Raw genomic sequence first — 10,928 nt, 5'->3', positions numbered from 1 at the left:
CCCCACCCCGGGCGGGGGGGGGGGGTCCCGCCCGGCCGCCCCCTGGGCTCCCCCCCTCGCACACCCCCGGGGCCCCCCCCCCCCCCCCCGCCGGGGGGCCCCACCACTGTTTGACCCCCTCGCTCCTCGCGAGGCCCCGCCGGAGAAGAGTCACCGCCGTCATCGAACCAACGTGCGGCATCGATCGTATGAACAGCATCTGAAGCGACTTCAGGACGTCGACGGGCCTCCTAGGCTGCGGCCGTCCGTCTTGATCACTCCAGCCCGGGGGACCCCACCATGCTCATCCTGTCCCTGCTGTTCCTGGCCGTCGGCAGCGGCCTGCTCATACTGCGGTGGCGCAAGATCGGCTCCTGGCCGGTCACCCTCGGCGGCATCCTCGCCGGGGCGCTCGGACTGCTCCTGGGGCTCACGACCTTCGTGCACGTGGTCGGGCCGACCGACGTCGCGGTGCCCACCAGCCTCGGCAAGGTCGGCCGCACCTGGCAGCCCGGGCTCCACTTCAAGTCGCCGCTGACCGACGTGACGACCTTCTCGACCCGCCCCTCCGATCTCAACCTGACCGGTGACTCCACCGTCGAGGTCCACTCCTCCGAGGGCGGGGTGCTGTACGCCGACATCACGGTGAAGTGGTCGATCGACCCCGAGCACACCGTCGAGCTGTTCAAGCTGGCCGGCAGCGCCGACGCCGTCCAGCAGCGCCTGGTCTACCCGGACAGCCGGGAGATCGTGCGCAACGTCTTCGCCCGCCACACCAGCGTCGAGGGCTACAGCTCGCAGCGGGAGGCGATCAGCGCCGAGATCGACAAGCTGATCACCGACCGGCTCGCCCCGCGCGGCATCCTCGTCAACGGCGTCAACCTGCGCAACGTCCGGCCGAACGACGCCCTGCAGAAGGCGATCGACCAGAAGATCCAGCAGGACCAGGCCACCGCCCAGGCACAGGCCGCCGTGCTCACGGCCAAGGCCGAGGCCGAGAAGCGCAGGATCGAGGCCGACAGCACCGCCGCCGCCAACGCCGCGATCGCCAACTCGCTCACCGACAAGATCCTGCTGAGCCAGTGCATCGAGGCCTTCAAGGCCGCCGCCGAGAAGAACCCCGTCTACGCCAGCCCCTGCGGCACCAACGGCACGCCGGTCATCGTGGACGGCACCAAGCGCTGAGCCCGGCCCACAAGGCGAACGCCTCCGCCCGGCGGGCTCACGCACGACGGCGCAGGAGGTCGGTGTCGCCGACTTCCTGCGCGCGGGGTTCGTCAGCCGTGGTCTTCCCACTCCGCTTCGCAGAACCGGGCCTCGCTGATCACGGTGTCCCCGGCTCGGACGGCCCGGACGTACAGGCCGAGCCCGTCCAGTTCGAGGTCTTCGCCGCAGCCGACGACCACGTCGATCCCGCGGTCTTCGAGGTGCCGGACCAGGGCCGCCTCAAGAGTGGAGACCGTCCTGCCGATCAGCCGGATGCCCTCGAACTCGACCTGCGGCCCGGTGCGGCCGAGCACGGTCACGGCGCCCAGCGTGGGGACGCCCTTCAGGTACGAGTAGTGGGTGGTCACACCGGCCTCCTCGAACCGCTCCCCGTCCAGGCACCACTCGCCGGCCCCGATCTTCGGCGCGCGATGCTGCCCCCGGCGGGTCGTCGGCTCCTCGCCGTGCAGTGCGGCCGCCACCTGGTCCGGACGCATCCCGAACCGAAGCGGGCCGACCCCCACCAGCGGCGTCCAGTCCCAGCGGGGCCGGTCCTCCTCTGCCGCCACCGGCCAGGCCCCAGGGTTCTTCTCCCAGCCGCGGACATCGCGCCACCGGATGACCGGCTCGGTCCCGTACGGATCGTCGGCCGGCCCGGGGCCGGCCAGCAGGGCCTCGGTGAGCATCGCGTCCTTCTGCTCCCGCGCGGCGCCCATCGACAGCCCCCAGGCCGCCACCTCGGGATCCCCGCTCCAGTTCACCCTCACCGACTCCCCATCTCGGCGGGCGAGTTCATGAACATCCGCACGCACCGCGGACGGCACCCGGGCGATCAGCCCGACGTCCCCCAGCCGCACCAGCGGTCCGGTCAGCGCGTCCACCGCCACGGCGGCCAAGCGCTCGTCCACCCCGTAGATCGCGGTCACGCCCACGTCCCGGTACCGCTGCCAGGACAGCCTGCCCGCCCAGCTCCGCGAAGCGGAGACGGCCGCCCCGCCCAGAACCGTCCGGACCTCGCCGGGACTCATCCCGAACAGCAGCGGCCCGACCCCCACCAGCGGTCGGAGCACCCACCGCGCCCGTTCCCCGTCGGGCTTCCTGCTCCACCACATCTCGTGCACCCCTCCACGACCGTTCCGAGCCACGCCGCCGCCGGTCACCCTAGGGGAACCGTCCGACGAACCGATCCGCGATCAGGCCGATGCGTCCAGGGCCGCGCGCCAGACCGGGCTGTCGACGTAGTGGTTGTCGAACCGCTCCGCCGACTCGGCGATCTCCTTCGGGTCGGCCTCGCCGCGCATGACCCGGCCGAGCAGGCGCAGGTAGTCGAACCGGCCCATGCCGGGGGTGAAGACGAACAGGACGTCCGCCTCGCAGCCGGGCGCCGAGGCGAAGGCGTGCGGGGTGTGCGGCGGCACGGCCAGGAAGTCACCGGCGTCGAGCACCGTGATCTCCTCGCCCACCAGCACCCTGAGGGAGCCGCTGATGACGAAGAACAGCTCGGTCGCCTTGGTGTGGACGTGCGCGGGAGCCCCGACGGCGCCTTCTGCGAACGTGGAACGGTAACTGGTGAAGCCGTCGGCCGTCCCGTCCGAGTCGGCGAACAGCCTCATCACGGAACTCGGATCGGCACAGGTCTCGGCGTCGGCGTGACGGGTCAGCACCGGCTCGAACGGCGCGGCCGGCGAGGCAGGTTCGTGAGCTGCCTCGGCCTGCCCACTGCCGAACACCTCCTTGACGAGCCGCTGCTGCGCCTTCTGGAAGGCCTCGGCCGTGGCGACGAAGTCGAGTTCGGCGTCCCCGCAGGTGAGGGAGGCGGTCAGGGTCCTGCTGCCGTCGGGCGAGCTGTACATCAGCGCGCCCCAGCCCCAGAAGCCGCCGTTGTGGTGGAAGACGGTCCCGCCGTCCGTCTCCTCCACGAACAGCCCCAGGCCGTAGCCGAGTTTGGGGTGCGGCGTGCGCATCTCGGCGAGCAGGGGGGCCGGCAGGAGCTTGCCGCCCATCAGCGCGGAGAAGAAGGTGTGGAGGTCCTCGGTGGTCGAGATCATGTCGCCGGCGGCGGAGATCCAGGAGACGTCGAAGCGGGTGACGTCGACGACCTTCCACTGGCCGGCGTCCTCGTACCGGTAGTAGCCGTGGGCGTGCGGCTCGGGGATCTCCGGCGAGGCGTCCGGCACCAGGGTGCCGGACAGGCCGAGCGGCTCCAGGATCAGCCGCCGCATCTCCTCGGCGAAGGGGCGGCCGGTGACGGCCTCGACCAGCAGCCTGGCCAGGACGTAGTTGGTGTTGGAGTAGCTCCAGTCCGTTCCCGGCTCGAACCGGGCCGGCTTGGACAGCGCCAGCCGGACCAACTCCTCGGGCTGGTAGGTGTGGAACTGGTTGTCCACGTACTCCTGGCCCTGCCAGGGGATGCCCGGCGCGACCGTCCCGTCCTCGTAGTACTCGCCGGTGTAGTTGAACAGCCCGCTGGTGTGCTGCAGGAGCATGCGCACCGTGATCCGCCGGTCCAGCCCGAACCGGGGCAGGTGGTCGTCCACCAGGCTGTCCAGCCCGAACCTGCCTTCGGCCACCAGTTGCAGCACCAAGGTCGCGGTGAAGGTCTTGGTGGTGCTGCCGATCCGGAACCGCCCGTCGACCGGCGGCTTCTCGCTCTCGCCCAGCTCGCGTACTCCCGCGCTGCCGACCCATTCGCCGCGGTCGTCGTTCACGCGCAGCTGCATGCCTGCGAAGCCGGTAGCGACGATCTCCTCGATGGTCTTCTGCAGCTCGGGGCCGGTGAGGGAGAGGGACATGGTGTGCTCCTTGTAGGACGTGTGGGTGGGTGTTGCCGGGTCAGGTGGTGCGCGGTGCCGTTCCGCAGGGCGCGGATCAGAGGCTGCGCGCGGTGATGTCGCCGTAGGAGGTGGTGGCGCGGATGTCGAGGCCGGCGGTGCCGTCGTTCTTGAGGGCGTTGCTGATGCGGCCGTGGCCGGTGCCGGCGTCCAGGGCGGCCGACACGCCCGCGGCGGCGTCGACCGTGATGTCGCCGGACTGGGTGCCGAGGCGGACGGTGCCGCCCGTGGCCTCCGCGATCCGGATGTCGCCCCGCGCGGTGCTGATCTCCGCGGGCCCGCCCAGCCGGCCGACCTCGACGTCGCCGTCGACCGCGATGAGCCGCAGGCTCGCGGCCTCGTCCAGCTTGATCCGGCGGTAGGCGCCCTCGAAGGAGACGTCGCCGAGGCGGCCGACGGTCCGGAGTTCGGCGGCGGCGGCCTTGGCCTCGACGCGGGAACCGGCGGGCAGCTTGACGGTCACGTCGACGGATCCGGAGGGACCGACGTACTGGGACTTCACCGGGTTCTCGATCCGCAGGACCCCGTCGGCGTACGCGACCGTGGTCTGCTCCGCCGCCTTCACGTCGCGGCCCTTCGCGGCGTTCGCGGGCAGGATCTCGACCGCGGTGTCGGCCCGGTCCGCGGCGATGAACAGGACGCGTCCCCCGGGGATGTCCAGGACGGCGCAGATCGGGGCGGCGGTGTCGAACGTGTGCATCGTGCTCTCCCTGGTGTGTGGGGCCTGCTGCTTTCCGAACACTGGAAACACTACGTTGCTTTCTATATTTCGACAACGAAACCCTTGCCTTGGGGTAGCATTTAGGCAGGTCAGAGCAGGGAAATCATTGCAACGCCCTCTCGCTTAACGCAACGTCAGAAGAGTCGCGCGTTGCAATGCACTGACGGTGAACGCTATGGTGACAGCGTCAGGGAACGCCGAGCAGCGCCCGGGGAGCACCCGCGGCACGAAAGGGGTCGTGATGCCGGGAGGCAGGCTCACCCAGCAGGAGCGCCAGCAGATCGCGGTCGGGCTGGCCGACGACCTCGCCTACGCCGAGATCGCCCGCCGTCTCGACCGTCCGACCTCCACGATCACGCGCGAGGTGATGCGCAACGGCGGCGCCGCCGGCTACCGCGCCGACCTGGCCCAGCGCGCCACCCAGCAGCGCACCCGCTCGCGCGGACAGGCCGCGGTCCAGGTGCCGCAGGCGGCCCCGCAGCCCTACGGACGCGACGCCGGGGCCGTGCGCGACTACGAGGAGGCCCTCACCACCGTCTTCGCGACCTCGGGCCTGCCCAGGATGATGGCCCGGGTGCTCGGCTGCCTCTACACCACCGACACCGGCAGCATGACCGCCGCCGAACTCGCCCGGCACCTCCAGGTCAGCCCGGCGTCCGTCTCCAAGGCGATCACGTTCCTCGAAGGCCTGGAGCTCGTCCGCAGGGAACGCGACCAGCGCCGCCGCGAGCGCTACGTCGTCGACGCGGACCTCTGGTACCGGTCGATGATCCGCAGCGCCCGGTCCAACGACCGGTTCATCGAGACCGCGCGCCAGGGCGTCGGCGTCCTCGGCCGCGGCACCCCGGCCGCCGCCCGCCTCGAAAACGCGGCCCGCTTCCTCGACTTCGTCAGCGAAGGGCTCCTCCGCGCCGCCGAGCAGGGCCGCGAGGTCCTCCACACCGGACCCGGGCCGGCCCCGGACGGCACCGCCCCGTGAGAAACACCGCTGCCCCGCACGGAAGGTCCGTGCGGGGCAGCGGTGTTGGAGGGGTGCTTACGCGTTCGGCACGGTCGCGTAGCGCGCGGTGCCCTCGGCCATCTGGCGCAGGGCGTCCTTGCGGTCCCGCTTCGACAGCCTGTCGATGTAGAGGAACCCGTACAGGTGGTCCGTCTCGTGCTGCAGGCAGCGGGCGAAGAAGCCGGTGCCCTCGACGCGGATCGGGTTGCCGTCCTTGTCGACGCCGGTCACCGTGGCGAAGTCCGGGCGCGGCAGCTCGGCGTACGCGGTCGGCACCGACAGGCAGCCCTCGTTGCCGTCGTCCAGCACGCGCTTGCGGTCGGCCGGGTACTCCTCCAGCACCGGGTTGATCACGTGGCCGATGTGGCGCACGCCCTCGTCGTCCGGGCAGTCGTAGACGAAGACCTTCAGGTCCACGCCGATCTGGTTGGCCGCGAGGCCCACGCCCTCGGCCGCGTACATCGACTGGAACATGTCGTCGATCAGGGCCGCCAGCTCGCCGTCGAACGCGGTCACGTCCTTGACCTCGCGGTGCAGGACCGGGTTGCCGACCACGGTGATCGGACGCGCGGTGCCCTTGGTGAGGTCGGGCTCCTCGCCGATCACCTTGACGGGTGCCTCGGGCGCGGCCCCCTCCACGTCGTGCTCGTGCTCGTGGTCGTGCTGCTCCGCCATGTCTTCCGCTTCCATAGGTCTACGCGTACCTCACCAGGGTACTCAGCAGACCTCTTCGAGATCCCGGTAAGCCCGGCTTCCGGGGGCCGCCGCGACCCAGCGGTCCAGCAGCGCGCGCACCAGGTGCGCGGGGGCGGCGATCCCGCACTCGCGCTCCACCAGCCACGACATCCCGGCCGCGCCGCCCTGGCTCAGGTGGCTCAGGTGGCCGGGGTGCGACGCGTCGCCGTCGTCGTGCGGGTCGTGGTGGGCGGTGTGGCCGTCGTCCGAGGCCATCCGGCTCTCCGAGCAGGCCCGGCACAGCAGCCGCACCGAGGACGTCCAGTCCTCCGCGGCGTAGCCCGCGTCCGCGACCATCCGCTCCAGCGCGTCCCGGTCGCCCGCCGTGGCCGCCTGGAGCAGCACGACGTAGGTCGGCACCGGGGACGGCGCCCACAGCTCGATCTCGTCGAACACCGGGTAGGCGATCCCGTCCGTGACCCGCTCGCCGTGCGGGGCGCCGTCGTGCAGCACCACCTCGCCCCAGCGGCGGCCGGAGGACGGCAGCGGGATGGACAGCACCTCGATGCGGGCCGGGTCCAGCCGCCGGCCCCACACCACCTCGGACTCGCCGTCCGGGGACAGCCGCACCGGCGTCGTCCCGAGGTCCAGGGCGACCGGGCCGTCCTGCTGCGCGCCCGGGCCGCCGGGCAGCCTCAGCCCGTACGCCTGCCAGGCGCGGCGGGCCAGCGGCCAGTCCTGGAGGGCGGTCGCGGTGATGCCGAGGTTCCACCAGTCGGGGGCGCCCTGTTCGCGGTCCAGCAGCGCGACGGCCCGCAGGCCGGCCGAACGGGCCTGCTCCCAGTCCCGGCGGAACTTGTGCAGCAGGGCGAGGTTGAACCAGGAGTCGGAGAGCCACGGCTCCAGGTCGGCGGCCATCACGAGCAGCGCGCCGGCGTCCTCGTAGCGGCCGTCGCCGATCAGCGTGAAGGCCCGGTCGGTCGTCTGCCGCCAGGTGGCGGACGGCCGGTGCCGTGCCCGGTGGAAGATCCTCACGTTCGTCCCTGCCGTCGTCGTCCGCTCAAGTCCCGTACCGCCGCTCCCGCGCCCCGAGTTCGTGAAAACGATGGCGCGATTTCCGGGATGCGGGCCCGGTGCCCCGGGTCGGTGTTCCACGCTACGACCGCATCCAACCACGCCCGCCCCCGGGCGCGCTCCCCACCGCCGGGGTCGGGGACGCCCCTACCCAGCCTGCCCGCCCCGCCGCCGCACCTCAACCCCGGGGCGCGGAGCCCGCACCGGGGCCGCGCTCCGCTTCCGGCCGCCCCCGCCGTACCGGGGGTGCGCCGGGTGTCCGCCCCCCGGTCGCGGGCGGCGGGCGGTCAGGCCCTGGCCTGGCCCCCGACCCTGGCCAGGGCGTCGACGACCCGGGCGTCGTACACCCGTCCGCGGCCCAGGCGCAGGACCTCCAGCGCCTCCAGGTGCCCGACCGCCTCGCCGACGCCGCGCCCCCGGGCGGCCGTCAGCAGGTCGTCGTGGGCGTTGGCCACCCGGATGATGCGGGCCGCGAGCGGCACCGAGCCGTCGCCGCCGGCCGGTCCCGGGTAGGGGTCGGCCAGCCGGGCTACCTGCTCGGCCACCTGCCGGGGCACCCCGGTGCGGCTGATCACCTCGCTGCCGAGGCGGGCGATGCGCTGCTGCTCGGCGCAGGGCAGCAGGGCGGTGGCGCCGTCGGGCACCGGCTCGACCAGCGACAGCTGGCCGACGTCGTGCATCAGCGCCGCGTACTCCAGCAGGGCGAGTTCGCGGGTGCCGAGCCCCAGGTCGCGGCCGAGGGCGCAGGCCGTGTCGGCGACCCGCCGGGCGTGCCCGTGCGGGGTGTAGCCGGCCACCTCGGTGGCGCGGGCCAGGCTGGCGATGGTCTGCCCGGTGGTGGCCCGGACGGCCGCGGCGCGGCGGAACGACACCTGGGCGAGCAGCAGCGGGGCGCAGAACAGCGGCAGCGCCCACAGCCCGACCTCGCCGGCCGCCAGGCTGACCAGCATCCCGGTGGCGACGATCGCCGAGCCGATGCCGAACAGCGCGTGCAGCTCGTCCTCCAGCGCGGCCGAGAACCGCAGCCCGGTCCTCGGGCCGGCCTTCGGGCCCGGGCCGCGGGTCCAGTCGCGGCGCAGCAGGGCCGCGAGGGTGGCGTCGCAGAGGGCGGCGAGCGCGGCGACGGCGGTCAGGAACACACCGTAGGCGGGGCCGTCGGGCGAGAAGCGGTCGACCAGGCCGCTGTTGTAGAGCGGCTGGAAGACGGCGGCGGCGAACCCGACGCCGAGCAGCCGGCGGGCGGCGCTGTCGCGCCGGACGGGGTCGGCCCAGGGCGGGCGCCGGTGCGGACGCCCGGGGTGGGGCAGGGCGAGCCCGGGCAGCCAGGCGAGCAGCAGGCCGACGCCGGTGACGGCGACCACCTGCAGCGTGCCGTGCGCGGTCGGCAGCCCGCGCAGCGGCCCGAGCAGCGCGTACGCCAGCGCGCCGGCCGCGCCGATGGGCGCCTGCTCGCGATCGCCCGGAAGGGTGATCCGGACGCACTCGCCGAGCGCGATCAGCCCGGTGAAGGCGAGCGCGACCCGGGGCTGCTCGACCCCGCGCGCCGCGACCGCCACGAGCGCGGCGGCCAGCAGCCCGGCCGCCGCCACCCGCACCGTGTGCGCCGCCCACCGGCCGTCCCGCGGCCGGGCCCGCTCCCGTGGGCGCGGCCCGCTCACGGCTGCCCGGCCGAGGGGACGCTCCCGCCCCGGGCGGGCACCCGGCCCGGGGCGGCCCGGACGGGCTCCGGCACGCCGAGCGGGATGTCCGGGACGGCCCGCAGGCACTCCCCGGTCGGGGCGGGCAGCACCGGCTGCCAGTCGTGGACGGCGAGCGCGCCGATCAGCGCGCGGACCATCACCGGGTCGAACTGGCTGCCCGAGCACCGCTCCAGCTCGGCGACGGCCTCGGCCACCGGCCGCCCGCGGCGGTAGGAGCGGGTGGAGGTCATCGAGTCGAAGGCGTCGGCGACCGAGATGATCCGGGCGAACTCGGGGATCTGCTCGCCGGCCAGCCCGCTGGGGTAGCCGCGCCCGTCCATCCGCTCGTGGTGGTGCAGGATCCCGGCGTGCGCCTCGCCGAGGAAGGCGATGCCGCGCACCAGCTCGTACCCGTACACCGGGTGGACCTCGACGGCCCGGCGCTCGGCGTCGGTGAGGGGACCGTTTCTGCGGAGCAGCTCGGTGGCCACGCCGAGCTTGCCGACGTCGTGCAGGATCGCGGCGAAGCGCAGGGTGCGCAGCCGCTCGGCCTCCATGCCGAGCTGACCGGCGATCAGGACGGCGGCCCGGCCCACCCGCTCGCTGTGCCCGCGGGTGTAGGCGTCCTTGATCTCGACGGCCTGCACGAGCGCCTGGACGGTCGCCTGGTGGGCGTCGCGCTCGCGGTGCCCCTGGGCGAACACCCACGCCGAGATCGACAGCGGCAGCAGCGCGAGCAGCGCCGCGAACGCGCCGTACGGGCCCTGCCACAGGACGGCGACCATGAGCCCGCCGGCGGCGTGGACCAGGACCGGCAGCCCGCACACCGTGCACGCCCCGCGCAGCAGGACGTCGGCCCGGCTCCCCTCGCTGAGCATCAGCATGACGCCCACCAGGACGCCGTTGACCAGGCAGAACGCGACGAGGGCGGCGAGGCCGGGCAGCAGGGCGGCCGGGAAGCGGGAGCCGAGGAGCAGTTGCGGGCCGCGCAGCAGGTGGAAGGCGACGGCGCCGGCGAAGGCGCTCAGCGCGAGCTGGGAGCCGTTCCACAGCTGCCGCTGCCGGTAGTGGCGCCCGCCCGGGCCGCCGAGCAGCGCCGCCGGCACGGCGACGAACGCGGCGGCGGCCGGCGGGAGCATCAGCACGCCGGCGAACAGCACCGGGAAGAACGCGTTCACCCCGGGCCGCACGGGCGCCCGCTCGGCCGGCACCGGGCGGCGCAGCAGCCGGCGCACCAGCCGCTGGCAGGGGGTGGGCAGGCCCTGGGCGAGCGACTCCCAGCAGCCGTGGAGGAAGCCGAGCAGTCCGACCTTGGGCCAGTCGACCGGGGAGCCGAGCCAGCGCGGCACCCCGGGCAGGGCCACGGTGGGCAGCAGCGGCAGCAGGCAGCAGAGCGCCGCCACCGGAACGGCCACGAGGTAGCGCGTCGCGCCCTCCGGCAGGGCCGCCCCTCCACTGTCGCTAGCGATCTCGACCTCCCTGCCGTCCTGGCCCGCTCTCCGCGCTCAGCGCGCCGGGCGGACCGGCGGTGAGTGTCCGTCAGGAGGATAGGCCGCGCATCGGGCGCGGGGACGCATGATCGCGCAATGCCGCAGTTGGCACACCGCCAACTCACTCGAACGAGTGAGGGGCGCATGCAAGCAGAACGGGAGCGGGGGGGGGGGGGGGGGGGGCCCCCGCGGGCGGGGGGGGGCCCCCGCCGCGGGGACGCGCCCACACCCCCGCGCCCCCCCCCCCGCCCCCGCGCGCGCGAGCGCGCGCCC

The 10,928-nt window shown here is 73.9% G+C and carries 9 protein-coding genes and 1 pseudogene; 2 read left to right on the top strand and 8 right to left on the bottom strand.

The genetic code is table 11. The features are described 5' to 3' along the window. Nucleotides 1-279: 279 nt before the first annotated feature. Entirely contained in the window at nucleotides 280-1,164 is an 885-nt protein-coding gene (locus tag ACFV4G_RS10215; RefSeq protein WP_380438509.1) for a prohibitin family protein, read from the top strand. Between the two features lie 92 nt (nucleotides 1,165-1,256). Here the strand turns inward: ACFV4G_RS10215 and ACFV4G_RS10210 are convergent, their stop codons facing one another. The 4 genes and pseudogenes from ACFV4G_RS10210 to ACFV4G_RS10195 all read right to left on the bottom strand — a co-directional run bounded on the left by ACFV4G_RS10210 (nucleotide 1,257) and on the right by ACFV4G_RS10195 (nucleotide 4,716). Then, nucleotides 1,257-2,255 (bottom strand): hypothetical protein, encoded by a 999-nt coding sequence (locus ACFV4G_RS10210; protein ID WP_380438507.1) that lies wholly within the window; start codon nucleotides 2,253-2,255, stop codon nucleotides 1,257-1,259. A gap of 123 nt (nucleotides 2,256-2,378) precedes the next feature. After that, nucleotides 2,379-2,915, bottom strand: coding sequence for a cupin domain-containing protein (locus ACFV4G_RS10205; protein ID WP_380438599.1), 537 nt, complete (start codon nucleotides 2,913-2,915; stop codon nucleotides 2,379-2,381). Then, a pseudogene (locus tag ACFV4G_RS10200) lies at nucleotides 2,910-3,977 on the bottom strand (serine hydrolase domain-containing protein); the annotation flags it as partial. The pseudogene ACFV4G_RS10200 and the gene ACFV4G_RS10205, both read right to left, overlap by 6 nt. Nucleotides 3,978-4,053: 76 nt before the next feature. Further along, nucleotides 4,054-4,716 (bottom strand): DUF4097 family beta strand repeat-containing protein, encoded by a 663-nt coding sequence (locus ACFV4G_RS10195; protein WP_380438505.1) that lies wholly within the window; start codon nucleotides 4,714-4,716, stop codon nucleotides 4,054-4,056. Between the two features lie 262 nt (nucleotides 4,717-4,978). On the opposite strand from ACFV4G_RS10195, the gene ACFV4G_RS10190 reads away from it, so the two are divergent. Then, the gene (locus ACFV4G_RS10190; protein WP_380438503.1) at nucleotides 4,979-5,716 is read left to right on the top strand and encodes a helix-turn-helix domain-containing protein; all 738 of its coding nucleotides are present in this window, start codon (nucleotides 4,979-4,981) and stop codon (nucleotides 5,714-5,716) included. 57 nt (nucleotides 5,717-5,773) lie between these two features. Here the strand turns inward: ACFV4G_RS10190 and def are convergent, their stop codons facing one another. The 4 genes from def to ACFV4G_RS10170 form a co-directional block, all read right to left on the bottom strand. Further along, the gene (gene def, locus ACFV4G_RS10185) at nucleotides 5,774-6,427 is read right to left on the bottom strand and encodes a peptide deformylase (RefSeq protein ID WP_380438501.1); all 654 of its coding nucleotides are present in this window, start codon (nucleotides 6,425-6,427) and stop codon (nucleotides 5,774-5,776) included. A 27-nt stretch (nucleotides 6,428-6,454) separates the two neighbouring features. Then, a complete protein-coding gene (locus ACFV4G_RS10180) occupies nucleotides 6,455-7,447 on the bottom strand; it encodes a tetratricopeptide repeat protein (protein WP_380438499.1) in 993 nt (330 codons plus the stop codon). Nucleotides 7,448-7,773: 326 nt separating this feature from the next. Next, complete coding sequence (locus ACFV4G_RS10175) at nucleotides 7,774-9,144, bottom strand: HD-GYP domain-containing protein (protein WP_380438497.1); 1,371 nt, start codon at nucleotides 9,142-9,144, stop codon at nucleotides 7,774-7,776. Beyond that, a complete protein-coding gene (locus ACFV4G_RS10170; RefSeq protein WP_380438495.1) occupies nucleotides 9,141-10,580 on the bottom strand; it encodes an HD-GYP domain-containing protein in 1,440 nt (479 codons plus the stop codon). Before ACFV4G_RS10170 ends, ACFV4G_RS10175 begins: the two co-directional genes overlap by 4 nt. Nucleotides 10,581-10,928: the final 348 nt, after the last annotated feature.

This window comes from Kitasatospora sp. NPDC059747 (assembly GCF_042732955.1).
GTDB lineage: Bacteria > Actinomycetota > Actinomycetes > Streptomycetales > Streptomycetaceae > Kitasatospora.
The sequence above is the reverse complement of the archived record's forward strand: the minus strand, read 5'-3'. Positions and strand labels throughout refer to the sequence as shown.

Excerpts from the sequence above, each read along its gene's own strand:
- def (WP_380438501.1), bottom strand. The coding sequence starts at position 6,427 with ATGGAAGCGGAAGACATGGCGGAGCAGCACGACCACGAGCACGAGCAC.
- ACFV4G_RS10215 (WP_380438509.1), top strand. The coding sequence starts at position 280 with ATGCTCATCCTGTCCCTGCTGTTCCTGGCCGTCGGCAGCGGCCTGCTC.
- ACFV4G_RS10190 (WP_380438503.1), top strand. The coding sequence starts at position 4,979 with ATGCCGGGAGGCAGGCTCACCCAGCAGGAGCGCCAGCAGATCGCGGTC.
- ACFV4G_RS10195 (WP_380438505.1), bottom strand. The coding sequence starts at position 4,716 with ATGCACACGTTCGACACCGCCGCCCCGATCTGCGCCGTCCTGGACATC.